The organism is Mangrovimonas sp. ST2L15 (assembly GCF_001280515.1).
GTDB classification, from domain to species: domain Bacteria; phylum Bacteroidota; class Bacteroidia; order Flavobacteriales; family Flavobacteriaceae; genus Mangrovimonas; species Mangrovimonas futianensis.
On the sequence record NZ_LBIQ01000035.1, the window covers coordinates 364,809 to 388,643 of the forward strand.

23 protein-coding genes are annotated in these 23,835 nt (G+C 37.5%); 13 read left to right on the forward strand and 10 right to left on the reverse strand.

The features are described 5' to 3' along the window. Nucleotides 1-104 precede the first annotated feature (104 nt). Nucleotides 105-2,306: a DNA helicase RecQ gene (gene recQ / locus ZA07_RS14705; RefSeq protein WP_053972514.1), complete on the forward strand. Its 2,202-nt coding sequence runs from the start codon at nucleotides 105-107 to the stop codon at nucleotides 2,304-2,306. A gap of 201 nt (nucleotides 2,307-2,507) precedes the next feature. On the opposite strand, the gene ZA07_RS14710 is transcribed toward recQ, so the two are convergent. The 4 genes from ZA07_RS14710 to ZA07_RS14725 form a co-directional block, all read right to left on the reverse strand. After that, nucleotides 2,508-3,413 (reverse strand): pirin family protein, encoded by a 906-nt coding sequence (locus ZA07_RS14710; protein WP_053972515.1) that lies wholly within the window; start codon nucleotides 3,411-3,413, stop codon nucleotides 2,508-2,510. Between the two features lie 141 nt (nucleotides 3,414-3,554). After that, nucleotides 3,555-3,995, reverse strand: a complete 441-nt coding sequence (locus ZA07_RS14715) for a protein-disulfide reductase DsbD domain-containing protein (RefSeq protein WP_053972516.1) — start codon at nucleotides 3,993-3,995, stop codon at nucleotides 3,555-3,557. 240 nt (nucleotides 3,996-4,235) lie between these two features. After that, on the reverse strand, nucleotides 4,236-4,751 hold the full coding sequence (locus ZA07_RS14720) for a RidA family protein (protein ID WP_053972517.1): 516 nt from the start codon (nucleotides 4,749-4,751) through the stop codon (nucleotides 4,236-4,238). A gap of 278 nt (nucleotides 4,752-5,029) precedes the next feature. Then, nucleotides 5,030-5,521: a hypothetical protein gene (locus tag ZA07_RS14725; protein WP_053972518.1), complete on the reverse strand. Its 492-nt coding sequence runs from the start codon at nucleotides 5,519-5,521 to the stop codon at nucleotides 5,030-5,032. A gap of 770 nt (nucleotides 5,522-6,291) precedes the next feature. Here ZA07_RS14725 and ZA07_RS14735 point away from each other — a divergent pair. Together ZA07_RS14735 and ZA07_RS14740 are read left to right on the forward strand one after the other, a co-directional pair. After that, nucleotides 6,292-7,224, forward strand: a complete 933-nt coding sequence (locus tag ZA07_RS14735) for a peptidylprolyl isomerase (RefSeq protein WP_053972520.1) — start codon at nucleotides 6,292-6,294, stop codon at nucleotides 7,222-7,224. Between the two features lie 67 nt (nucleotides 7,225-7,291). Continuing rightward, on the forward strand, nucleotides 7,292-7,837 hold the full coding sequence (locus ZA07_RS14740) for a YfiT family bacillithiol transferase (RefSeq protein ID WP_053972521.1): 546 nt from the start codon (nucleotides 7,292-7,294) through the stop codon (nucleotides 7,835-7,837). On the opposite strand, the gene ZA07_RS14745 is transcribed toward ZA07_RS14740, so the two are convergent. Continuing rightward, a complete protein-coding gene (locus ZA07_RS14745; protein WP_053972522.1) occupies nucleotides 7,838-8,395 on the reverse strand; it encodes a thioredoxin family protein in 558 nt (185 codons plus the stop codon). Between the two features lie 48 nt (nucleotides 8,396-8,443). Between ZA07_RS14745 and ZA07_RS14750 the strand changes: the two genes are divergently transcribed. After that, a complete protein-coding gene (locus tag ZA07_RS14750) occupies nucleotides 8,444-8,779 on the forward strand; it encodes a tRNA-binding protein (RefSeq protein ID WP_053972523.1) in 336 nt (111 codons plus the stop codon). 63 nt (nucleotides 8,780-8,842) lie between these two features. Here the strand turns inward: ZA07_RS14750 and ZA07_RS14755 are convergent, their stop codons facing one another. Together ZA07_RS14755 and ZA07_RS14760 are read right to left on the reverse strand one after the other, a co-directional pair. Further along, entirely contained in the window at nucleotides 8,843-9,217 is a 375-nt protein-coding gene (locus ZA07_RS14755; protein ID WP_053972524.1) for a PUR family DNA/RNA-binding protein, read from the reverse strand. A 120-nt stretch (nucleotides 9,218-9,337) separates the two neighbouring features. Continuing rightward, nucleotides 9,338-11,092: an ABC transporter ATP-binding protein gene (locus tag ZA07_RS14760; RefSeq protein WP_053972525.1), complete on the reverse strand. Its 1,755-nt coding sequence runs from the start codon at nucleotides 11,090-11,092 to the stop codon at nucleotides 9,338-9,340. 149 nt (nucleotides 11,093-11,241) lie between these two features. Between ZA07_RS14760 and ZA07_RS14765 the strand changes: the two genes are divergently transcribed. From ZA07_RS14765 to yajC, 4 genes are all read left to right on the forward strand, one after another. Continuing rightward, complete coding sequence (locus ZA07_RS14765) at nucleotides 11,242-12,345, forward strand: Glu/Leu/Phe/Val dehydrogenase (protein WP_053972526.1); 1,104 nt, start codon at nucleotides 11,242-11,244, stop codon at nucleotides 12,343-12,345. A 116-nt stretch (nucleotides 12,346-12,461) separates the two neighbouring features. Next, nucleotides 12,462-13,373 (forward strand): transcription antitermination factor NusB, encoded by a 912-nt coding sequence (gene nusB / locus ZA07_RS14770; protein ID WP_053972585.1) that lies wholly within the window; start codon nucleotides 12,462-12,464, stop codon nucleotides 13,371-13,373. 49 nt (nucleotides 13,374-13,422) lie between these two features. Next, nucleotides 13,423-13,914, forward strand: coding sequence for a DUF1573 domain-containing protein (locus tag ZA07_RS14775; protein ID WP_053972586.1), 492 nt, complete (start codon nucleotides 13,423-13,425; stop codon nucleotides 13,912-13,914). Nucleotides 13,915-13,918: 4 nt separating this feature from the next. Further along, nucleotides 13,919-14,209, forward strand: coding sequence for a preprotein translocase subunit YajC (gene yajC, locus ZA07_RS14780; RefSeq protein WP_053972527.1), 291 nt, complete (start codon nucleotides 13,919-13,921; stop codon nucleotides 14,207-14,209). 53 nt (nucleotides 14,210-14,262) lie between these two features. Here yajC and ZA07_RS14785 read toward each other — a convergent pair whose 3' ends face one another. Then, complete coding sequence (locus tag ZA07_RS14785) at nucleotides 14,263-14,868, reverse strand: YdeI family protein (RefSeq protein WP_053972528.1); 606 nt, start codon at nucleotides 14,866-14,868, stop codon at nucleotides 14,263-14,265. Between the two features lie 166 nt (nucleotides 14,869-15,034). Here ZA07_RS14785 and ZA07_RS14790 point away from each other — a divergent pair, with 166 nt between their 5' ends. Further along, nucleotides 15,035-17,410 (forward strand): TonB-dependent receptor, encoded by a 2,376-nt coding sequence (locus ZA07_RS14790; RefSeq protein ID WP_053972529.1) that lies wholly within the window; start codon nucleotides 15,035-15,037, stop codon nucleotides 17,408-17,410. Between the two features lie 64 nt (nucleotides 17,411-17,474). On the opposite strand, the gene pepT is transcribed toward ZA07_RS14790, so the two are convergent. Then, the gene (gene pepT, locus ZA07_RS14795) at nucleotides 17,475-18,716 is read right to left on the reverse strand and encodes a peptidase T (RefSeq protein ID WP_053972587.1); all 1,242 of its coding nucleotides are present in this window, start codon (nucleotides 18,714-18,716) and stop codon (nucleotides 17,475-17,477) included. Between the two features lie 73 nt (nucleotides 18,717-18,789). Here pepT and ZA07_RS14800 point away from each other — a divergent pair, with 73 nt between their 5' ends. After that, nucleotides 18,790-19,824, forward strand: a complete 1,035-nt coding sequence (locus tag ZA07_RS14800; RefSeq protein ID WP_053972530.1) for a quinone-dependent dihydroorotate dehydrogenase — start codon at nucleotides 18,790-18,792, stop codon at nucleotides 19,822-19,824. Here the strand turns inward: ZA07_RS14800 and ZA07_RS14805 are convergent. Then, nucleotides 19,821-20,312, reverse strand: coding sequence for a GNAT family N-acetyltransferase (locus tag ZA07_RS14805; protein WP_197276753.1), 492 nt, complete (start codon nucleotides 20,310-20,312; stop codon nucleotides 19,821-19,823). The two genes, ZA07_RS14800 and ZA07_RS14805, sit on opposite strands and share 4 nt — an antisense overlap. Before the next feature lie 89 nt (nucleotides 20,313-20,401). Between ZA07_RS14805 and ZA07_RS14810 the strand changes: the two genes are divergently transcribed. The 3 genes from ZA07_RS14810 to ZA07_RS14820 all read left to right on the forward strand — a co-directional run bounded on the left by ZA07_RS14810 (nucleotide 20,402) and on the right by ZA07_RS14820 (nucleotide 23,787). Further along, the gene (locus ZA07_RS14810) at nucleotides 20,402-21,265 is read left to right on the forward strand and encodes a hydroxymethylglutaryl-CoA lyase (protein WP_053972532.1); all 864 of its coding nucleotides are present in this window, start codon (nucleotides 20,402-20,404) and stop codon (nucleotides 21,263-21,265) included. Nucleotides 21,266-21,399: 134 nt separating this feature from the next. After that, nucleotides 21,400-22,605, forward strand: coding sequence for a DUF4856 domain-containing protein (locus tag ZA07_RS14815; RefSeq protein ID WP_053972533.1), 1,206 nt, complete (start codon nucleotides 21,400-21,402; stop codon nucleotides 22,603-22,605). A 63-nt stretch (nucleotides 22,606-22,668) separates the two neighbouring features. Continuing rightward, entirely contained in the window at nucleotides 22,669-23,787 is a 1,119-nt protein-coding gene (locus tag ZA07_RS14820) for an imelysin family protein (protein ID WP_053972534.1), read from the forward strand. Nucleotides 23,788-23,835: the final 48 nt, after the last annotated feature.

A 23,835-nucleotide genomic window follows, 5' to 3' on the forward strand; every position in this document is an offset into this window, starting at 1 on the left:
TTGTGCTGCAAAGCTAACGAAAAAATTGCTTGGAGTTTCTATAACTAAACTATCTTTGGATTAGTGTAAATTCTCTTTTAGTGTAAATTAAACAATAGTGATACATGTCGATAGTTGAGCAAGATTTGCGATCTGCTTTAAAGAAGTATTTTGGGTTTAGCCAGTTTAAAGGTTTACAAGAACAAGTAGTTAATAGCATCCTTTCTAAACAAAACACTTTTGTAATCATGCCCACAGGTGGTGGTAAATCCCTGTGTTATCAATTACCTGCTCTCATGCAAGAGGGAACGGCAATTGTTGTTTCGCCTTTGATAGCCCTGATGAAAAATCAGGTAGATGCCATACGGGGTGTCTCTAATGATAATGGCGTAGCCCATGTACTGAATTCATCCCTTACCAAAACCGAAATCAAAAATGTGAAGGCCGATGTGGTCAATGGAGTGACCAAGTTACTTTATGTGGCACCAGAATCCTTGACCAAGGAAGAAAATGTCGATTTTTTAAGATCGGTTTCCATTTCATTTGTCGCCATAGATGAAGCCCACTGTATTAGTGAATGGGGGCACGATTTTAGACCAGAATACCGAAATTTAAGACACATCATCAAGCGTATAGGGGAAAACATTCCTATGATTGCTTTAACGGCTACGGCCACCCCCAAGGTTCAAGAAGATATTCTGAAGAATTTGGGAATGACCGATGCTAATACTTTTAAGGCGTCTTTTAACAGGCCTAATTTGTATTATGAAGTTAGACCCAAGACCAAGCAAGTAGATGCCGATATCATAAGGTATGTGAGACAGCACCCTGGAAAATCGGGTATTATTTATTGCTTGAGTAGAAAGCGGGTAGAGGAGTTAGCGCAAGTATTGCAAGTAAATGGGATTAAGGCGGTGCCTTATCATGCTGGTTTGGATGCCAAGACCAGAGCCAATCATCAGGATATGTTTTTGATGGAAGATGTGGATGTGGTGGTTGCAACGATTGCTTTTGGAATGGGTATTGACAAGCCCGATGTACGGTTTGTGATCCATCACGATATTCCAAAAAGTATCGAAAGTTATTATCAAGAGACTGGTAGAGCTGGACGGGACGGTGGAGAAGGTCATTGTTTGGCGTTTTATTCCTATAAGGACATTGAGAAACTAGAGAAATTCATGTCCGGCAAACCTGTCGCCGAACAGGAAATAGGGCATGCCTTATTGCAGGAAGTGGTGGCTTATGCAGAAACCTCCATGTCCAGAAGAAAATTCATCCTACATTATTTTGGGGAAGAGTTTGACAACGAAACTGGAGAAGGCGGTGATATGGATGACAATGTGCGTCATCCCAAAAAGAAACATGAAGCCCAGGATGATGTGGTGGTGGTTTTGGAAACTGTCTCAAAAACAAATGAAAAGTATAAAGCCAAAGATTTGGTTAATGTCATTGTGGGTAAAGCCAATGCGATGATTAAATCCCATAGAACAGATGAGCAGTCTTTCTTTGGAATGGGGAAAGACAAGGAGAAGTCCTATTGGATGGCTTTGGTACGTCAAATTTTGGTGGCCGGTTACCTAAATAAAGATATTGAGACTTATGGGGTTATTAAAATGAGTCCAGAAGGAAGGGCCTTTTTAAAATCTCCTGAGAGTTTTATGATGACTGAGGATCATGTGTTTGATGATTCCAGTGATGAAACGGTTGTAACCGCGGCCAAAGGCGGTGGTGCCTCTACAGATGAAGTTTTGTTGGGTATGTTGAAAGACCTAAGAAAGCGAAATGCCAAGAAATTGGGAGTTCCTCCGTTTGTGATTTTTCAAGATCCGTCCCTTGAGGATATGGCATTGAAATATCCCACTTCTTTGGAGGAGCTTGGAAATGTTCATGGCGTAGGAGAAGGAAAAGCCAAAAAATATGGTCGGGATTTTGTGAGTTTGATAGCCCAATATGTGGAAGATAACGATATCACGCGTCCCGATGACATGATTGTGAAATCTACGGGGACCAATTCTGCTCTAAAACTCTATATCATTCAGAGTATCGATCGAAAATTACCTTTAGACGACATTGCTGCTGCTAAAGGGATGGATATGCCAGATTTCATCAAGGAGATGGAGGCAATTGTGTATTCAGGGACCAAACTGAACATTGATTATTGGATTGATGATGTTCTGGATGATGATCAACAGGAAGAAATTCATGAATATTTTATGGAATCAGAATCTGATAAGATTTCAACGGCTATAGATGAGTTTGATGGCGATTATGACGATGAGGAATTGCGATTGTACCGCATCAAATTTATCAGTGAGGTGGCTAATTAGTTGTTGCTGGTTTTTTGTTTTTAGTTGTTGGTTTTTGGTGGCTTTTTGATCCTGTTTGGCTTCTTATGGTAAGTCTCAGGTTAACATTGTATTATTTGGTTGATGTCTACTGAAAGAGGGTGAATCGTGAACCGAGAAGTTTTTTGGCAATGAGCTATTTTTCTTGTTCCATGTGATCTTGATAATTTTGAAATATCCTTTTTAGTTGTTCCTTTTAAACTTATACTCAGGTAGGGGCACATATTCTTCTGAGTCACCAGGTATTTTTGGGAAGGCTTCTAAGTTTTGTTCTTTCCAGTTGGCTTTAGCATGCTCCAAAATCGCTTTATCGGAGTTTACGAAATTCCAAAACATGAAGCGTTCCTCTTCAAAGGGTTCGCCACCAAAAAGATACAAAGTGGTTTCCCCATTGGTTTCAAATTCACATAAAGTTGCTTCTTTGGCAATCAACAATTGTTTGGTGCCATAGGTGTTGTTTTCAATAGTGACATTACCCTCTAAAACATACATGCCCACCTCACCATAAAGTTGGTCGCCAATCTTAATTTTTTGCGCTGATTGGGTTTTTATTTCCAAAAAATATAACGGACTATGTACTGGAACAGGCGATTTTTTATCACCGAGCTTACCTGCAATCAACTTATAGGAAACGTCATGGACGTTCCACGTTGGAATATCTTCTTTGCTGATATGGTAGAAGGAGGGTTCTGATTGCTCTAAATCTTTAGGTAATCCAATCCAAATTTGGAGTCCGTGAAGAAATTTGTCTTTTTGTCTCAGGTATTCTGGTGTTCGCTCTGAATGCACCACACCTTTGCCGGCTGTCATCCAGTTGACTTCTTCTGGTTTGATTTCTATGGCATTGCCCAAACTGTCTCTGTGGAAAATGGCTCCTTCAAATAGATAGGTAAGTGTAGAGAGGCCTATATGGGGGTGTGGCGGCACGTCTAGATTTTGATAAGACTCCAAACAGGCTGGTCCCATGTGGTCAATAAACACAAACGGACCAACGGCTCGTTTTTGTCTGAAGGGGAGTAGTCTTCCCACCATAAAATTGCCAATATCAGCTGCTTTTTCTTCTAAAATGAGTCCGACGTTAGATTGCATACCTTGGTTTTCCTTTTGAAAGTGACACCATAAAAATACTGTAATCGTATTGATAAACCTATGGTGAAGATGAGCTTTATTTTCTTTTGTGCTTGCCTCGTCCTTTGTACTAACGTTAATAGAAGCAGCAGAATTTCAGAATCAATTGACAGTCAATTCAACATCTTCATAACCCAAAACACAATTAGAATTATTGCAAGTCATAAACTCAATTTCACAATTAACTGTCGAGTTACTCTCATTCTTGATTTTTATTCTTTGCTTTAAGGTTGCCTTCGTATCAAAATATTTAATCTTCATTTTAAAAGTAGGATCATACACAGTATGTCCATTATCTTCTTTTACATTTCCTATTAACTCAAAAAAATTGCTTTCCTCAAAAATAAATGCTGTTGGTCTTGGACCATTGTCAGGGATTTTTTGGGAGTATAGGTGGTAAGTAGCTTCAATATCTGCGGTAAAAATCAAATCGTATTCGGTTTCAGATATCTTTTTGGTTGCAGTAGTCCATTTTACTGGTTTTAATATATGAGAATACCCCATGGTCGTAATAAATAATAAAATAGGAAGTATTTTTTTCATGCGTCTTCAGGTAATTTTATTAACAAAAAGGTATTTAGAAATAATTCAGAACACAAAAGTCAAACTACGGTTTCATTAGGTTAGTTCACCTAGATTTTCAAATTCGGAATCGAATCAAACTAAAGGTAATGAATTTTGATTTAACATGTTATAAGTCATAAGATCCTACTACTACAGACCTTTGTTACCCGAAACCCACTGCAAACTTTCCTTGAGAGTTCAAAACCTCCTTTTTAATTTTTAAGGTTTATGCACTTCCAACTCAATTTCAATCATAAATTCAGGAAGTGCCAATTCCTTAACCCCAAGCCAAGAACCTGTGGGGAAACCATTTTTGTAAATTTCAGCTCGATATGCAGATTTTTCCAGCATTAAGGGCATGTTTGTTGTAAAAATGTTTTCAACTACTACATCATCAAATTTACAGCCATAGTGCTTTAAAATCTTTTCTAAATCGGAGTAGCAGTTTTTCATTTGTTGCTCCAAATCGCCAATAGCAGTAGGATTTCCCTCATCGTCCATACTGACTGCTCCAGAAATTTTTATATCATTTCCAATTTTTACGGCATGAGAATAGCCATATGCTTTTTCTACCTCAGGTCGCAACAGGAAATATTCTGGTTTTTCCGATTTTACGATTATTTCTTTTTCCATTTCTTTTGTAGCTTCTTTTTGTTTTTGCTCGCAACTTTGAAGGTTTAAGATTAGAATGATAAGGGTAGCAAATAAAGGCAGTTGGTTGGTTGCTTTTTTCATAATTCAAATGGTTTAGTGCCTACTTTGGTCGGTTTTCGGCTATCCCGTTTTCATGCGAAGTTTGGGTTCTCGGTAAAATGCCTAACAGTTTTATGCAGGGTAGAATCGGGTTCGTCTAAAGGTAACTATTTTTATTTTAACTTCTTACGTTCAAAAACATCGTGCAAGCACGATGTCACCCTAAATTTATTTCAGGAGCTAAACGTCAATCTTAATTCTTCACCACGAGATACTGAAACACGTCTAGCATGACAGAAGGCTTTTTATTGGACACGACGTTATAACCAGTTTTTATTATTCAGTTTTGGGTCAATATTTATATAGTCAAGCAATACTATATTTAATTGGTTATTTTTCATTCCGTCAATCACTATGCCGTAATACAATTCGTCTGAGTTTTCTGGTTCATCAATTGTTTGTTGATGATTGGAATTTTTAAACCACCACGACAGATATTTTGAAGTATTCCAATCTGATATGGTTTGATTATTTTCGTCAACTCCATATTGACTTATTATCAATTCAATAATCTCTTTCATCTTATCGGAATTGATATCTTTGGAAATTAACTCCAAATGACGAGCATTTCCGTCAAATAGTGTTATTTGAAATTGGTCAAATAAATCTAAAAATTTTGACTCCAAATGGAAAAGTAAAAAATTCAGAGTATCATTTTGGTCATTTTTTGAGTCCGATTTGAATAGAGAATTTTGATAAAGGAAATCAATATCAATTTGTAATAATTCTTTTATGTTCTTGGGATTTTTCAAAATTGGGTACTATGAGCAAATATACACGTCAATGAGTTAAATTTTATTAGATTTTCCCCTAAAATAGATAAATTCCTACAATACACCAGCTCCAATCACCCTGAATTCATTTCAGGGCCTGTCTTTAAATGGTGTTCATAATAACAAGATGCTTAAACAAGCTCAGCATGACAGAAGCAGCTAATGCTTTCAAAACTATTTGTAATTATGAACGCTAAGAAGTATCCTATTTATTCAATTGTTTTATTTATGAAAATAATGTTCCAATTCCAAAATACAAGGAAGGAATAAGCCCTATAAAAATCCATAATATATTTTCTCTCCAGATAATTTTATGCTCGGTAAATATTATTAATGGATGAAACATTGACCAAGTTATAGAAACAAGAACCATAGCCATATTTATATAACTACCATATTGATAAATCCAATGGTGGTCAGAAATTCGAAATCGTTGAACGTAATTTCCAACTAACATTCCTGTCAGGCAAATTCCAAGTATTAGAATCGAATTCTTTTTAGGATTATATGTCAAATTTTTTAATGGCATCTAGAATTCTTAAATTTGAAATATCAAGGGCTAGAGCTTAGCACCTTATGAATTCAAAATTAAATAAATTAAATACCCATTCCTCACTTTTTACAGGCATTAATTCCAGCATGACCAAACCATGTATACCATCACAAAAAACACTCCCAACCAAACAGCCTACACACTTCCTTCTTAAGTTCAAAACATGTATCTTTGCACCTCATTTAAAAACAAGAACATGCAAGACGGATTATATGCAAAATTCCAAACCCCAAAGGGAGATATCCTAGTTAACTTGGAATATGAAAAAACCCCAGGCACCGTAGGAAACTTTGTGGCCTTGGCAGAAGGAAATTTGGAAAACGAAGCCAGACCGCAAGGAAAACCTTATTATGATGGCTTGAAATTTCACCGCGTCATTCCAGATTTTATGATTCAAGGCGGTTGCCCTCAAGGCACCGGTTCTGGTAACCCAGGATACCAGTTTGATGACGAGTTCCACCCCGATTTAAAACACGATGGCCCAGGGGTACTTTCTATGGCCAATGCGGGACCGGGAACCAACGGAAGCCAATTTTTTATCACCCACGTAGAAACCCCTTGGTTGGATAACAATCATACCGTTTTTGGGAAAGTGGTAGAAGGTCAAGACGTAGTAGATGCCATTGCACAAGGTGATACCATAGACCACGTTGAGATCATTCGTCAAGGTGAAGCTGCAGAAAAGTTCCACGCCGTAGAGGCTTTTAGAACCTTTGAAGGGGCTCGTGAAAAAAGACTTTTAGAAGAACAAGCTGCTAGAGAAGCCGAGTTGGATAAGTTGGCAGCAGGTTTCAAAAGAACAGATAGTGGTCTACGTTACCAAATATTACAAGAAGGTTCTGGTAAAGCAGCCCAAAAAGGACAAACTGTTTCAGTACACTACAAAGGGCAATTGGCCGATGGTACTGTATTTGACTCCTCATACAAAAGAAATGCACCTATTGATTTTCCATTAGGGGTAGGACAAGTGATTCCAGGATGGGATGAAGGTATCGGTCTATTGAAGGTAGGTGATAAGGCTCGTTTGGTGATCCCAAGTGACTTGGGTTATGGTGCCAGAGGTGCTGGAGGTGTTATTCCTCCTCATGCTACTTTGGTATTTGATGTCGAACTTGTGGATGTGAAATAAGAAGCTCGCGCCTTATATAAAACGTTAAAAAGCTGTTCCAAATGAACAGCTTTTTTTAATTTTAGGTATGACCGAAGCGCAACTGGAAAAACTGAAATATCCCATAGGTAACTTTGAGCTACCTAGCACGATTACCCCGGCACATATCGAGGAATGGATAGATGTATTGGAGACCTTTCCCAAAAGATTGACACTTTTGGTACGTCCGTTAACAGACGAGCAACTAGAAACGCCATACCGACCTTATGGTTGGACGGTTAGGCAATTGATTCACCACATCGCAGACAGTCACCACCACAGCTACGCTCGATTTAAATGGGCACTCACCGAAAACAAGCCGGTCATAAAGGCTTATTATGAAGACCGATGGGCTGATTTGTTTGATTCAAAAACAGCACCCATACAATTGTCACTCGATCACTTGACGGCAGTCCATGGCAGGTTGGTATATCTATTAAAAGGTTTGTCTCCCGAAGATTTTGAGAAATCCTTTATTCATCCAGAAACCCACAGTGAGATTCCTTTAAAAGTCAATCTAGGTATGTACTCGTGGCACAGTTTGCATCACTATGCCCATATTGAGCACTTAATCATTAGAAACCACTGGCACTAATTAAGACTTCCACTTAATGTTGCACCCAATGCTTGGTTTTTGGTTCCAAGTATTGGTTTCATTCTCAAGCAGGCAATCCATAGCGTGTCTTAAGTCTTTTCCTGTCACGGGAACACTATTTCCAGGTCTCGAATCATCTAATTGTCCACGATACACCAAAGTGAGCTGGTCGTCAAATAGAAAAAAGTCTGGCGTGCAGGCAGCGTCATAGTTTCTGGCTACTTCTTGGGTTTGATCATATAAATAAGGAAAGATAAAGTCTTGTTCTATGGCATTAACTTTCATTTCTTCCGGTCCATCCTGTGGATAGTTTTCCACATCGTTACTGGAAATAGCAACACATGTAATACCCTTTGATTTATAATCTTTGGCCAAAAGGCTGATCTGTTCATTCACATGTTTTACAAACGGACAGTGGTTGCAAATAAACATAATCAAGGTGCCTTTAAGTCCTTTGGCATCATCTAGCGAAATCTCATCGTTTGAAACCACATCTCGTAATGTGAAATCTGGAGCTTTGGTTCCTAGGGGAAGCATGTTTGAAGGTGTATTTGCCATCGTATTTTATTTACTTCAAAATAACGCAAAAAATGATACTTTTGAGGAATGAAACCAGAAATAAATTTTGAAGCGTTTGTTAAAGTAGACCTCAGAGTAGGGACGATAATTGAGGTAAATGATTTTCCTGAAGCCCGAAAACCGGCTTATCAAATGCGCATTGATTTTGGAGCGTTGGGGATTCGTAAAACTTCGGCGCAAATCACTCAATTGTACACAAAAGAAGATTTATTAGGAAGGCAAATTGTGGCTGTTGTCAATTTTCCGAGAAAACAAATAGCTCAGTTCATGAGTGAATGTTTGGTCATGGGTGCGGTCAAGGAAAAAGACGTCTTGTTGTTGCATCCATCGCAGGTAGTTCCTAACGGAAGCACAGTATCTTAAAAATAAAAAAGCCATTACATTGTAATGGCTTTTTCTTTGTTAGTCTTTTAGTAAGATTAATGATTAAATATCATCAAAATCAATATCGGTAAACTTGTCTGCAGAACTGGTTTCTCCTACAGTTTCCTCTTCATACTCCTTTTTGAAATCCTTTTGGTGACGCTCACTGATTACCTCATTGCCTTTTTCATCAATAATGTATTCAGTCATCTCTTGCATGATTTCATTGAAGTCAGTAAAGTCCTCTTTGTATAGATAAATTTTGTGCTTTTTGTAGTGAAATGAACCATCGTCATTGGTAAATTTCTTGCTCTCAGTAATCGTTAGGTAGTAGTCTCCAGCCTTAGTAGATCTTACATCAAAGAAATAGGTTCTTCTACCTGCCCTTAGCACTTTAGAGAATATTTCCTCTTTCTCCATCATATCATTATTACTCATAGTCTAATTGTTAAATTATCAATTTTAAGAAGTCCAAAAATCTAAAAAAAAACCATATTAACCAACAATTTGTGTTATTTCTTTTTTGGCTGATTTTAAGAAATTTTAATAGGAATCCTCTTAAGAATGAGTTTCACTCAGTTGTTCCAAATACAATTTCTTATAATATCCATCTTGTGCAGACAAGGTTTGGTGGTTTCCTTGTTGGATGATTTTTCCATCTTCCAAAACGAGTATTTTATCTGCATTTTTAGCCGATGACACTCGATGGCTCACGATAATAGTAGTTTTGTTTTTAGCTATTTCCTTTAGGTGTCTTAGGATTTTTTCTTCAGTTTCTGTATCCACTGCTGAAAGGGAATCATCTAATAGTAAGATATTCGGATTTTTGACAATGGCTCTGGCAATAGATACCCTTTGTTTTTGTCCGCCAGAAAGGGTAATCCCCCTTTCACCCAATACGGTTTCATATCCCTTACTAAAGCCCATAATGTTTTTATGAACTTGGGCATATTTCGCCGCTTGAATGACTTCCTCCTCGGTAGCCTCTTCTTTACCAAATTTTATGTTGTTGCTGATGGAATCAGAAAACAAAAAGGCATCTTGAGGGACATAACCTATATGGTCTCTTAAAGAGGTTAGGTTAATATCTTCAACGGGTTTGTTGTCTATAAGGATGGTTCCATCAGTCACATCATATAGGCGTCCTATTAAATCTAAAACGGTAGACTTCCCAGATCCTGTTTTGCCAATAATCGCCAAAGTTTCACCATGATTAAGTTTAAAGGATACATGCTTCAATGCCTGAATGTTGGTGTCATCATAGGTAAAAGACACATCTTTAAATTCGATATCGCCAACGATGTTAGTTGGCTCTGTATTGTTATTGTTTATTTCCGGTTGGATTTTTAAAAACTCATTGATGCGTTTTTGTGAGGCTTCTGCCTGTTGTACAATAGAAGTCACCCAACCTACCGTGGCTACTGGCCAGGTCAACATATTGACATAAATAATAAACTCGGCAATAGTCCCTAAGGTTTCTATCTCACCATCTATGTATTGTTTTCCTCCTATATATATCACCATTAAATTGCTGACACCTATTAATAGGATCATCATAGGGAAGAATAGGGATCTAACTTTGACTAAATCCATTTGCTTGTCACGGCTTTCTGAAGCCAATTCATTAAAAGAATTTGAAGTCATGGGTTCCAAACCATACGCCTTTATAATGGCAATACCACTAAAACTTTCCTGAGTGGAAGAGGATAATTTGGAAAGAAACTCCTGAACAATAGTACTGCGTTTATGGATTTCCTTACTCAGTTTATAAATAGCTACAGAAAGGATAGGCAATGGCAACACCGTATACAGGGTTAGTTTAGGAGCCTCATTAAACATATAGATAAGCGCAATCACAAACAGGGTCACCGTGTTGATGCTATACATTATAGCTGGACCTGCATACATTCTTACTCGTCCCACATCTTCACTGATCCGGTTCATTAAATCCCCAGTTCGATTTTGCTTGTAAAAGTTAAGAGATAGTTTCTGGTATTGTTGGTAGACCTCATTTTTTAGGTCATATTCAATGAACCGGGACACATTGATAATGGTTTGCCTCATTAAAAACGTGAAAATTCCTGCAATCACAGCCGCTATGATGATATAAATGATGTCCTGAAGCAATTCATCCTGCACTTCTTGCATAGAGAGTCCGCCTTTTCGAAATTCATCTACCACATTCACCGATTCCCTGATGAGTCTTGGGGTAAACAATAGAAAGATTCTGGCAATGATGGTAATGATGATTCCTAAAAGCAATTTGCCTTTATATTTTAGGAAATATTTATTGAGATGGCGAAGTTCCTTCATATATTGATTTAACAGAAATTACTCATCAAATTAACGATTTGTTATTTTTGATACGTTAATTTTGACATATTGATAATTTTGATTTAATTTTGCGCGGTGATTTTAATGATTTTTAAATCACGTAAACGTTTAACCTAATATTTCATTAAATGATTTCAGACGTCCTAAACCCACAAGAGTTAAAAAAAGTAGACCCTGTTTTTGGTCAACTTTCTTTTGACAATCATGAACAAGTTGTTTTTTGCAACGACAAAGATACAGGTTTAAAAGCAATAATCGGTATCCATAATACGACCTTAGGACCAGCCCTTGGCGGTACTAGAATGTGGAATTACAACAATGAATGGGAAGCCCTAAATGACGTTTTACGTCTTTCGAGAGGGATGACTTTTAAGTCGGCTATTACTGGTTTGAACTTAGGAGGTGGAAAGGCCGTTATTATTGGAGATGCCAAAACCCAAAAAAAGCCTGAATTAATGACTCGCTTTGCTGAGTTTGTACATTCTTTAGGTGGAAAATATATTACTGCCGAAGATGTTGGAATGGAAACAGCAGACATGGATTTGGTAAGAGAAACGACACCCTACGTTACCGGTATTTCTGAAGCCAAAGGAGGTTCAGGTAATCCGTCACCTATAACAGCCTATGGGGTATTTATGGGATTAAAGGCAGCTACTAAATACCAATTTGGAACAGACAAGTTGGAAGGTAAAAAAGTGTTTGTGCAAGGTATTGGCCATGTGGGTGAAACTTTGGTAAAACATTTAACCGAAGAAGGAGCGCAAGTAACCATCGTTGACATCAATCAAGATCGCTTATTTGAAGTTGCCAAAACTTATGGTGCTACTATTTATACGGGAGATAACATGTACCAAGAAGCTATGGATATCTATGCACCTTGTGCTTTGGGAGCAACCATCAATGATGCTACCATCAACCAAATTCAAGCAAAAGTAATTGCTGGTGCTGCTAATAACCAATTGGCTGAAGAGCAAAAACACGGACGCATATTAAGAGAGAAGGGGATTGTATATGCTCCTGATTTCTTGATTAATGCGGGAGGTATCATCAATGTGTATGCAGAATTGGAAGGTTATGGTAAAGATGAAATCATCCGTAAAACCGAAAACATCTATAATACCACTTTAGATATTTTGAATAAAGCTGAAAATGAGGATATCACAACCCACCAAGCGGCTTTAAAGATGGCTCAAGATCGAATTGAGACAAGAAAAAAAGAAAACAAGAAGTAATTCTTCAAAATAATATTAATTTTGTCGGGCAAAAGTTCAAGCAGCTTTTGCCCTTTTTAATGTTATAAAAGTTCTTTGTTTATATGCTTAACAGGAGACAAATTAGAATTAAGGTCATGCAAACCATTTATTCCTTCCAAGGTGGAGAAGGAGATGATTTTGGAAAGGAACAAAAGTTTCTTCTTCAAAGTATGGATAACATGTATAACTTGTATTTATTATTGCTATCCATTTTAATTGAATTGCAAAAGAAAGCCGATGACCATTTAGACAGGTCTAGTAAAAAGTATTTGGCTACCTCTGAGGACAAAAATCCCAACCGAAAGCTGGTAAACAATGAAGTTCTACAAAAATTAATCAATAATGAACCTTTTCAGGAAGCCATGGCAGATCGTCACATTCGCAATTGGGAATTGGACGACGAGTACATTGATGTGTTGTTTAAGGAGCTTATGAAGAGTGATCTTTATAAGGATTACATGAAAACCAAGACTTCCACATTCCAGGAAGATAAGGAGTTTGTTATTGACCTTTTCAAGGAAATTATTGCACCTAACGAAAAGCTTTACGATTATCTAGAGGACAAAAACCTAACTTGGTTAGATGATTTACCCTTGGTGAATACGGTGATTTTAAAATTATTGAGAAAGGTAAAGGCTAAATCGAATGACGAATTCTTTTTACCGCCTTTATTCAAGGATTTGGATGATAAGGATTATGCGGTTGCTTTGTTTAAAAAAACTTTGTTGAACCAATCTTCTTATGCCAAAATCATAGAGGAGAAAACCCAAAATTGGGATGCAGACCGAATTGCCATCATTGATACTGTTTTGTTGAAAATGGCCATGTGTGAATTGCAAAAGTTTCCTACGATACCTGTTAAAGTTACTATTAATGAGTATTTAGAGATAGCCAAAGAATATTCTACGCCTAAAAGTAGCATCTTTATTAATGGTATTTTGGACAAGTTGGTAAAGGAATATGAAGACCAAGGGAACCTAAATAAAATAGGGCGAGGGTTGATGTAATAAGAATTTATTGTTACATTTACCACCCGAACTCAAAAAATAAATGATTATGAAAAAAGTAATATTAGGCTTATCTGCCTTATGCTTAGTGGCATTTACTTCTTGTAAGGAGGATGCTTCAAAAAAAATTAGTGAAGAAAACGTAGCAGAAGCTTCTGCAAGAGATGCTCAGGCTACCAAGTATCCTGAAATTTCTTTCGATAAGACTGAACATGATTTTGGTCAAATTGAATCAAAGCAATCTGTTGAGACTGTATTTAAATATACTAACACAGGAGAAGCTCCTTTGGTTATCACAGATATAAAAAGTTCTTGCGGATGTACAGTTCCTAAAGACTGGAGTAAAGAGCCTTTAGCTGCTGGAGAGTCTGGACAGTTTACTGTTAAGTACAACGGTTCTGGTAAAGGAAACGTAAGTAAAACAATTACTGTTACTGCCAACACTGAAAAAGGTAAGGAAATGGTAAAGATCAAAGCTTTTGTAAAAGAAGATCCTAACGCTCCTTCAAAAGCAATTTCTAAAGCACCTGCTGTAAAATAAGAATATGGAAGGAATTGGAAGTTTTTTGCCGCTTATTTTGATGTTTGCTGTGGTCTATTTTTTCATGATAGCCCCTCAAATTAAGCGTCAAAAACAAGAAAAGAAATACCTCGCTGAAATTAAAAAAGGGGATAAGGTGATTACCAAAAGTGGTATGCACGGTAAAATTGTTGAATTGAATGAGAAAGACAGTAGCTGTGTCATTGAAACCTTAGCTGGAAAAATTAAGTTTGATCGTTCTGCCATCTCTATGGAAGGAAGTAGAAAGCTTAACGAACCTGCTAAAGCCAAATAGTTTCAGTTTAGTACAATATAAGGAAAGCCACTTTTTAAGTGGCTTTTTTTATGCTAACAATTCCGGTATTTGTCATTAAGACCTTGCCCGTTTTCTATCATGGGCTTTATTTTTTCCAATCTGGACGTTTTGGTGGCTTCTCTTTTAGCGGTGGCAATATACTCGGCATATTCCTTTTGCTTGAAAGGGGTAAGTGCTTCAAAAGATTTTAAAAGATTCTTATCTTGCTTTAAAAATTGGGATAGTTCGGTTGGGATCTCTAAGGTATCCTTGGTAACCTTTTTGGCTGGTTTCACAGTTTTACCCAATTTTTGATTGTCTATTGCTTCCTTGACATAGGAGAGAACAGCTTCTTTTTTGATTTCTGTAAGGTTTTCAAATCTCATTTGTCTCAAGGCTTTGGTTTTGTCCTCTTGGGCATTAATTAACAAACCTTGTTCATCCTTTAGAAACACGCCATTAAAAAACCAAATGCCAAAGTGGTTTTTAAAGGCTCCTAAACCCACAACATTTTTTCCATTTATAGTGTAAACAGGCGCACTCCATTTGAGGGTTTCTTCTAATTCTGTTTGCAATAAAAGGTCTCTTAACAGAGTCAATTCCTCTTTGAAATGGGCATTGTTCTCAATGTATTCTTCAACGGAAGTGGCTTTTTTCATGGGTATTTTTTTGTTTATGTATAAAAATACAACTTCTAATTTTCATTGGCTTAGTCACTTATAGATTTTTGTTTAAAATCATTCTAAATAAGTTGGTGAGATATATGAAGGGAAGTATATTTGCATCGTTATTTTAAATAAATCTAAATAAAAACACTGATAGTTCATGCGCCAATTTACACTTATTTTACTAGCGTTAGTATTCATACAATTTTCTTTTGCACAAGCCAGTTTGCAAGGAATTATTACAGAAACCAATCAAGAACCTATTCCCAATGCCTATGTGACCCTTCAAGGGACATCCATAGGAACGATGACCAATGATGAAGGAGAATTCCTTATTAAGGATATTCCTTTTGGGAGATATGAGGTAATGGTATTCAATATGGGGTTTGAAACCCAAAGTCAGACTATAGACTTTTCAGAAACTAAGGTTTATAGCTTAAATGTTAGCTTGGAGTTTAACAACGATTTAAATGCCGTTGAGGTTTTTGGAAGACGTCTTAAAAATCCAGATAAGATTGAGGCGCTTACCAGATTGCCACTAGAACCCTATAAACAAATTCAAAGTATTTCGGTTATTGGGGAGAAGTTAATTGAGAACCAAGGTGGACTAAGTATTTCTGAAGTCACTAAAAATGTGCCTGGGGTTTATACTTTCGCTACTTATGGTAACAAACGTGAAAGTATGTCTTCCAGAGGGTTTAGGGGAATTCCGATTTTGAAAAACGGTGTCAGGGTGCATTCCGATTTTAGAGGTGTTGGTATCCTTACCGACATGCAAGGGGTAGATAACATCCAAGTTTTAAAAGGATCTGCCTCCGTTACTCAGGGTGTAGCCACCGATTTAGGAAGTCCGGGAGGTGTAATCAATATTGTGACCAAAACACCAAAATATGAGTTTGGTGGACAAGCCTCTATGAGGGTGGGTAGTTTTGGACAAGTACGTCCCACCTTTGATGTCTATGGACCTATGGATAGCAATGATAAGGTAGCCTATAGAATCAATGGTGCTCTTGAGCGAGCCAATAGTTACCGTGATGGAATTTCTTCAGAAAGGTTTTATATCAACCCTTCCTTTCAGTGGAAGGTAGATGACAAGTCTCGTTTCACAGTAGAAATGGATTATTTTGATGACAGCCGTACGCCAGATGTAGGAACCATCAATTTGGCTGAAAATGACACCAATGCCATTTATGATTTGCCTTATGATCAATTTCTAGGGTTTGCCAATGACCGTTCCATTACTCAAAACAGTACCTATTCCATCAGATTTGACAGGGAGTTAAGTGACCAATTAACCTTAAAGGCAGCCTTTTATAAATCCCATTTACAGTTGGATGATAAAGGAGCTAGTTTGGGAAGTGCCATCGAACAGGATGGAGAGACCATTTACAACTTGAAAAGACGTGGGTATTCGGTTTCCAATAGAACCGATGACAACAGCGTGTTACAATTTGACCTTATAGGACAAGACATCTATACCGGGAAGGTGAAACACACTTTACAAGTAGGTTTTGATTACCGAACTACTAAATACAGCACTTCAAGTCAGTCGGTTTCAACGGTTGATACTATTGATGTTTTTGGTAGTGTGAGCAATAAGTTACCTAATTTGTCCTTAGGAGATGCCCGATTGGGAGGTGGTAAAACAAGGTCTCTTGGCTTTGTAGCCCAAGATGTAGTATCCTGGACTGATTGGTTCCAAACTTTTGTGGGCTTGAGATACAGTACCACGGAGACCATAGGCGAGGTAGAAAATACGATGAGTGATGCCTTTAATCCTCTGGGAGGTATTGTGGTTTCACCTACAAAGAACATCAATATTTTTGCCTCCTATACCAACAGTTCTTATCCACGAACAGCTGCCCGATTGGGAGAAAATGGCGAAGAACTGGGTAATGAGCGTTACGACCAATTGGAAGCAGGTGTTAAAACCACTTGGTTGGAAGACCGTCTTAGGTTTAACTTAACTCTATTCCGAATTAATAACAAGGACATCAACTTGCCTGTTTATGATGATACGTGGACTACCATTTTATATTATCAAAAAGGAGGAAATGACCAACGTCAAGGGGTTGAAGTAGAATTGACTGGAAGAATATTGGAAAACCTAGAGGTGATTGCAGGGTATAGTTACATAGATGCCCAGTACAAGGAGCATACAGCCTATGTAAGTGGTTCATCGCCTTTAAATACACCCAAGCACACAGCAAACCTATATGGAAACTACCAATTTAGAGGTGCTTTGGAAGGATTTTCAATTGGAGCAGGAGCCTATTATACAGGTGAAAGACCTATCAATGACTGGAGTTCTGGGGCTGTGACCCATGAAGGAATTGTTCCTGGCCAAAAGCCATTTAATGTGGATGCGTATACGCTTGTAAATCTACAAGCGGGATACCGAATCAATAACCATTGGAACGTTAGGTTGCTATTAAACAATGTGTTTAATGAAATAGGATATAATGCTTACAGAACAAGTTTTATCAATCAAACTGACCCTCGAAATTTCTCAGGTGTGTTAACTTATCAGTTCTAAGAAACATTCAAACAATAAAAAAAGCAGTCATTTAGACTGCTTTTTTTGTTATAATAGTGTTTTATTATTTGTGTTTTTCAGCTGTTATTTTGGCAATTTTACAAATAACTTCCGTAGCCTTCATAATGCTCTCTACAGGCACATACTCATAACGTCCGTGAAAATTATGTCCTCCAGCAAAAATATTAGGACAAGGTAATCCCATGTAGCTTAATTGCGACCCATCGGTCCCTCCACGAATAGGTTTGATGATGGGGGTGATATTGAGTTGCTTCATCGCTTCTTCTGCAATATCCACAATATGCATCACAGGCTCTACCTTTTCCTTCATATTGAAGTATTGGTCTTTGATCTCAATTTCAATCACTTCTTTACCGTATTGCTGATTGATTTCAGTAGCCAGTTTGGACATCACTTCCTTTCTAGCCTCAAAATGATTTTTATCGTGATCTCGTATGATATATTTCAAAACGGTTTCTTCTACATGGCCTTCCATGTCATGCAAATGGAAAAAGCCTTGGTAACCTTCAGTATGCTCAGGTGTTTCAAGCCTTGGTAGGGAATTGATAAACTCGGTCGCTATATACATGGAGTTGACCAATTTGCCCTTGGCATATCCAGGGTGTACAATTTTTCCTTTCACTTTTACAGTGGCTCCAGCAGCATTAAAGTTTTCGTATTCCAATTCACCAATTTGGCTTCCATCCATGGTGTAGGCCCAATCGGCTCCAAATTTTTCTACATCAAACTTGTGGGCACCACGACCAATTTCTTCATCTGGGGTAAATCCTACTTTAATATCCCCGTGCTTAATTTCAGGATGATTGATTAAGTACTCCATTGCAGAAACAATTTCACAAATACCTGCTTTGTCATCAGCACCTAAAAGGGTTGTTCCATCAGTTACAATTAGGGTCTGACCTTTATATTGTAACAGATCATCAAAATAGTCTGGAGACAAAATGATATTTTCTTCCTCATTGAGCGTGATATCCTTTCCATCATAATTTTCAATGATTCTAGGTTTCACATTCGCCCCAGTAAAGTCAGGGGAGGTATCAAAATGGGAAATAAATCCAATGGAAGGTACCTCATGATCAACATTACTTGGTAAGGTAGCCATGATATAGGCATTTTCATCTATGGACACATTGGTCATGCCTATGGCCTTTAATTCCTCGGCCAATAAATTGGCTAAGTCCCATTGTTTTTCAGTGCTAGGAGTTGTTTTAGAATCTGGATCTGATTCCGTATCGATGGTAACATACTTCGTAAACCTGTCGATTATATGCTGTTTATTTAACATGAAATAAGTTTTGTTTGTGTTCGCTATAAAAAGACCTTCAAAAATACTATTTTTGCACCACAATTCTGCCAATATGTACAAAGCTTTTATTCGGCCTCTATTATTCTCCTTCGATCCAGAACGCATCCATCATTTTACCTTTAGTTTTATAAAAGCACTACATAAGGTGCCTGGTATGGGAGCCTTGGTTAAATCGATGTATCACTTAGAGGATAAACGATTGGAGCGCAATCTGTTTGGTCTTACTTTTAAAAACCCAGTGGGATTGGCTGCTGGATTTGATAAAAATGCCGAATTATATAACGAATTGGGGTCTTTTGGTTTCGGATTTGTAGAAATAGGAACGGTAACTCCCAAGGCGCAAGCAGGGAATCCGAAAAAACGCCTGTTTCGACTTAAAGAGGATCAGGGACTGATTAACCGAATGGGTTTTAACAATAAGGGGCTGGAGGCTGCTATCTCCCAGCTGAAGAAAAACAAACACCGAATGATTATTGGCGGGAACATCGGGAAAAACACCCAGACTGCTCCCGAGCATTATACCGCAGATTATCTAGCTTGTTTTGAAGCGCTACATCCTTATGTCGATTATTTTGTACTGAATGTAAGCTGTCCCAATGTAGGAAGTCATGCTAAATTAAGCGATAAGGATTATTTGATTGAATTGATTGAAGCGGTGCAAAACTGTAATACATCTTTTTCAAAGCAGAAGCCCATCCTTTTAAAAATTGCTCCAGATTTGAATGAATTTCAGTTGGATGAAATCATAGAAATTATGGCGCAAACGAAGTTGGATGGTGTCATTGCCAGTAATACGAGTGTGGATCGAAGTGGTCTAACGACTTCATCAGAACGTTTGCAAGAGATTGGAAATGGCGGATTAAGTGGACAACCCATTAAGAAAAAGAGTACCCAAACCATAAAGTATCTCGCAGATAAAAGTGGAAAAGCATTCCCCATTATTGGTGTGGGTGGTATTCACTCTGCAGAAGATGCCTTAGAGAAGCTTGAGGCAGGTGCCGATTTAGTTCAAGTTTATACCGGGTTTATTTACGAAGGTCCAAAGTTAGTGAAGGCTATTAATAAAGCGGTATTGAAGAAGGCTTAAAGCTTCTTTTCCATGAGGTAATCGTCCATTATAAAGCCATTGCCAATATCAAACTCCACTTTTTCTTTGATTTTAAAACCTTGGGCTTGGTACCATTCTATGGATTTCAGATTGTCTTTGTTTACGGTTAACCATAGGAAGGAGGCGTAAAGTTCAATTGCTTGACTTACCGAAAAATTTATAAGTTGCTGACCGAGGTGTTTTCCTCTAAACTCTTGTGCTATATAAATTTTACTAATCATTAATTTCTTAGCTGTTAAGTCCGGAACAAGTGCCAAATAACCAGCAGGCAAATCTTCACAATAGATTAAATAATAGAGATAGCCGTTATCTATTTGGGCAGTTATGGCTGCTTCACTTTGAAATTTATCAACCATATAATCTACTTGTGCTTGACCAATAATGGGCACATAATGTTGGTTCCAAATGCGGTGAGCTAATTGGGCTATTCTTTTTATTTCTTTAGGTTTGGTTACTGCTTTAATCAAAATGTAATAATTAGAAAATTCAAAATAAGAAAATTTAGGGATAAGAAAACGTTTTCGCAGATGTGAATCTTTCTTATCTTTGAGCTTCTATGAGTGACACCGTAAAAATCATTGAATGCCCCAGAGATGCAATGCAAGGTATCAAGGCATTTATTCCAACCGAAAAGAAAGTTCAATACATTCAATCCCTTTTAAGGGTGGGGTTTGATACTATAGATTTTGGTAGTTTTGTATCACCTAAAGCCATCCCTCAAATGGTTGATACGGCAGAGGTATTGTCACAACTGGATTTAAGTGCTACCAAAAGTAAATTATTGGCCATTGTTGCCAATACCCGTGGTGCCCAAGATGCTTCTATACATTCAGAAATAGATTATTTGGGATATCCGTTTTCAATTTCAGAGAACTTTCAAATGCGGAACACTCACAAAACCATAGGCCAATCGGTTGACACTTTAAGCGAGATTTTGGAAATAGCTAATAAGTCTGATAAGGAAGTCGTGGTTTATATTTCTATGGGATTTGGAAATCCTTATGGCGATCCATGGAATGTGGATATAGTAGGGGAGTGGACCGAAAGGTTAGCCAACATGGGTGTTAAAATACTGTCCTTGAGTGATACCGTAGGTACTTCAGATCCAGAGACAATAGACTACCTTTTTTCCAATTTAATACCTAAATACCCACATATCGAATTTGGAGCTCATTTACACACCACACCAACCACTTGGTTTGAAAAGGTAGATGCTGCTTATAAAGCTGGATGTGTCCGGTTTGATGGAGCCATTCAGGGGTTTGGAGGTTGTCCTATGGCCAAAGATGAACTCATTGGTAATATGCCAACTGAAAAATTACTTTCTTATTTTACCACAAAAAAAGCTTCAGGTTTGAATGCCTTCAGTTTTGAAAGTGCCCACAACGAGGCCACCAAAATTTTCAGTATTTATTATTAATCCTCTGTTTTATAAGAAAAATAATATTTAGAGAATTTAATTTTAATTTAATCTAAATAGTTTTTGGTACTTTAAGATTGTCTTGTAATTTTGCACTTGAAATTAACAACTATTTGAAATAAGTCTAAATAAACATGAAGCAAATTTTATTTCGAGCTGCAATAATAACAGGATTAATCACATCTTGTTCCAGTGATGATGACCAATTCGTTATTGAAGACAACCAATTACAAACACCTACAACCTACGAATTCACAAGAAATGGTGAGTCTACCGTTTATTTTGGAGGGCAAACGACCCGGATTGCAATGGCTACCGAATTGAAATCGGCTTTGGTCGATCCTTCTAAAACAGAAGCAGATTTGGATGGTATGTTTGCTCATGTAGAAGGAGAAAGTAATTTTTCTGATGCCGATTTAAATGCTTCAGGAAAGAATATCCGTAGTAAAGTAGCTGCTTCTTACGATTATTTTTCAACCAATACCACGCTTTCAAATACAATAAAGGCCGATTTTGATACATGGATTGCAGATCAAGCCACTAACGTATTTCCTAATTGGTTAACAACAGCAACCGCGGGTAACGCTGGAAACTTACAACAAGCAGGAGGAGGATCTACCCGCTATGTGAATGCGCAAGGTTTGGAAATCAACCAAGTTGTAGCCAAAGGATTGATAGGAGGATTAATGTTGGACCAAATTGCCAATAATTATTTAAGTACGGCCATATTGGATGAAGCTTCAAACGTTGCCGATAATAACAATGGCGTTGTTGAGGAAGGCGAGAACTTTACGACAATGGAGCATAAATGGGATGAAGCTTACGGTTACCTTTATGGGGCTGAAGCGAATCCTGCAAGTCCGGTTTTGGAAGCTGATAGCTTCTTGAATGAGTATTTGGCTGTAGTTAATAGCGATGCTGATTTTGCTGGAATTGCACAAACCGTTTTTGATGCTTTTGCATTGGGTAGAGCCGCATTGGTAGCAAAGGATTATGACCTTAGAGATACACAGGCAGATATTATTAGAACCCAATTATCAAAGGTGTTGGCTGTGAGAGCGGTTCACTATTTGCAAGGTGGAAAAGGAGCAATCGCAGATGGCGATATGGCTTTGGCATTCCACGAGTTATCAGAAGGTTTTGGTTTTTTATATAGTTTGCAATTCACAAGAGACCCTAATACAGATGCTCCTTATTTTTCACATGAAGAAGTGATGGCATATGTTACTGAACTTACATCAGGTAATGGTTTTTGGGAAGTTTCTTCTGAAACTTTAGATACCATTTCCGCAGAAGTGGCGGCACGATTCAATTTTTCAGTAGAAGCAGCTGCCAACTAAAAAGGATACATTTTCAGAATTACATTTTAGCTTGTTTGTTCAGGTGATTTAAATAGATATGGTATGATTAAAAAGTTTTTTCTTTCTGTAATTGTTTTGGTGAGTTTGTTGGCTTGTTCAAGCTCGGATGATTCCGAAACTGGAAGTGCTACGGATTCTTTTGATAGGAGCACTTTGGTAACCAATTGGTCAAGTAATATTATCATTCCAGCTTTTCAAGATTTGGATGATAAATTGAATACTCTAGTTGGTGTTAAGGACGAGTTTTTAACTACTCCAAACCAAGCAAATTTAGATGCTTTTCGGGTAGCTTGGATAGATGCTTATAAAGTATGGCAGTATGTTGAAATGTTCAATATTGGAAAGGCTGAGCAAGTCATGTATTATGAACAAATGAACATATTTCCAACTTCTGTAACCGATATAGAAACCAACATTGCCAATGGCACCTACGATTTAAGTCATGTCAACAATAACGATGCTGTTGGTTTTCCTGCTGTTGATTATCTTTTATACGGTGTAGGAGCCGATGATTCAGCCATAATAGAAACCTATACAACTAACGACAATGCCAGTGGTTACAAAGCATATTTATCTGATGTGATTGATCGTATGCAACTATTAACAGGGACTGTTCTAAACGATTGGACCACGGTATACCAAGGTGTTTTTAATGCTAGTACGGGAAATACAACAACTAGTTCTGTTAACAAGCTGACAAATGATTTTATATATTATTTCGAAAAGGGTTTAAGGGCTAACAAAGTGGGAATTCCCGCCGGAGTCTTTTCTACAATGCCGTTGCCTGATAAAGTAGAGGCTTATTACCATCAAGAGATATCCAAAGAGTTGACCTTGGAAGCATTAAGAGCGACCCAAGATTTTTTCAATGGGACGGCATATGACGGAAGCAGTATTGCCAATAGTTATAAAGCCTATTTAGATTATTTGAATGTCGTTAAAAATGGTGAAAATCTAAGTGATTTAATAAATAATCAAATTAATCTAGCCAGAAGTAAAATTCAAGTTTTGGACGGCAATTTTGTCACTCAAATCAATTCTGATAATTCCAAAATGACCGAAGCTTATGATGAGCTTCAAAAAGTAGTAGTGCTCTTAAAATTGGATATGGTACAGGCTCTAAACATCAGTGTGGATTATATTGATGCAGATGGCGATTAGAAAAATTTAATATAAAGCAATGAAGATTCTCTAATATATTAGAGAATC

What these genes read in the sequence shown, in the direction of transcription:
- recQ (WP_053972514.1), top strand. Translation starts at nt 105, where the DNA reads ATGTCGATAGTTGAGCAAGATTTGCGATCTGCTTTAAAGAAGTATTTT.
- ZA07_RS14710 (WP_053972515.1), bottom strand. Translation starts at nt 3,413, where the DNA reads ATGCAATCTAACGTCGGACTCATTTTAGAAGAAAAAGCAGCTGATATT.
- ZA07_RS14715 (WP_053972516.1), bottom strand. Translation starts at nt 3,995, where the DNA reads ATGAAAAAAATACTTCCTATTTTATTATTTATTACGACCATGGGGTAT.
- ZA07_RS14720 (WP_053972517.1), bottom strand. Translation starts at nt 4,751, where the DNA reads ATGAAAAAAGCAACCAACCAACTGCCTTTATTTGCTACCCTTATCATT.
- ZA07_RS14735 (WP_053972520.1), top strand. Translation starts at nt 6,292, where the DNA reads ATGCAAGACGGATTATATGCAAAATTCCAAACCCCAAAGGGAGATATC.
- ZA07_RS14740 (WP_053972521.1), top strand. Translation starts at nt 7,292, where the DNA reads ATGACCGAAGCGCAACTGGAAAAACTGAAATATCCCATAGGTAACTTT.
- ZA07_RS14745 (WP_053972522.1), bottom strand. Translation starts at nt 8,395, where the DNA reads ATGGCAAATACACCTTCAAACATGCTTCCCCTAGGAACCAAAGCTCCA.
- ZA07_RS14750 (WP_053972523.1), top strand. Translation starts at nt 8,444, where the DNA reads ATGAAACCAGAAATAAATTTTGAAGCGTTTGTTAAAGTAGACCTCAGA.
- ZA07_RS14755 (WP_053972524.1), bottom strand. Translation starts at nt 9,217, where the DNA reads ATGAGTAATAATGATATGATGGAGAAAGAGGAAATATTCTCTAAAGTG.
- ZA07_RS14760 (WP_053972525.1), bottom strand. Translation starts at nt 11,092, where the DNA reads ATGAAGGAACTTCGCCATCTCAATAAATATTTCCTAAAATATAAAGGC.
- ZA07_RS14765 (WP_053972526.1), top strand. Translation starts at nt 11,242, where the DNA reads ATGATTTCAGACGTCCTAAACCCACAAGAGTTAAAAAAAGTAGACCCT.
- nusB (WP_053972585.1), top strand. Translation starts at nt 12,462, where the DNA reads ATGCAAACCATTTATTCCTTCCAAGGTGGAGAAGGAGATGATTTTGGA.
- ZA07_RS14775 (WP_053972586.1), top strand. Translation starts at nt 13,423, where the DNA reads ATGAAAAAAGTAATATTAGGCTTATCTGCCTTATGCTTAGTGGCATTT.
- yajC (WP_053972527.1), top strand. Translation starts at nt 13,919, where the DNA reads ATGGAAGGAATTGGAAGTTTTTTGCCGCTTATTTTGATGTTTGCTGTG.
- ZA07_RS14785 (WP_053972528.1), bottom strand. Translation starts at nt 14,868, where the DNA reads ATGAAAAAAGCCACTTCCGTTGAAGAATACATTGAGAACAATGCCCAT.
- ZA07_RS14790 (WP_053972529.1), top strand. Translation starts at nt 15,035, where the DNA reads ATGCGCCAATTTACACTTATTTTACTAGCGTTAGTATTCATACAATTT.
- pepT (WP_053972587.1), bottom strand. Translation starts at nt 18,716, where the DNA reads ATGTTAAATAAACAGCATATAATCGACAGGTTTACGAAGTATGTTACC.
- ZA07_RS14800 (WP_053972530.1), top strand. Translation starts at nt 18,790, where the DNA reads ATGTACAAAGCTTTTATTCGGCCTCTATTATTCTCCTTCGATCCAGAA.
- ZA07_RS14810 (WP_053972532.1), top strand. Translation starts at nt 20,402, where the DNA reads ATGAGTGACACCGTAAAAATCATTGAATGCCCCAGAGATGCAATGCAA.
- ZA07_RS14815 (WP_053972533.1), top strand. Translation starts at nt 21,400, where the DNA reads ATGAAGCAAATTTTATTTCGAGCTGCAATAATAACAGGATTAATCACA.
- ZA07_RS14820 (WP_053972534.1), top strand. Translation starts at nt 22,669, where the DNA reads ATGATTAAAAAGTTTTTTCTTTCTGTAATTGTTTTGGTGAGTTTGTTG.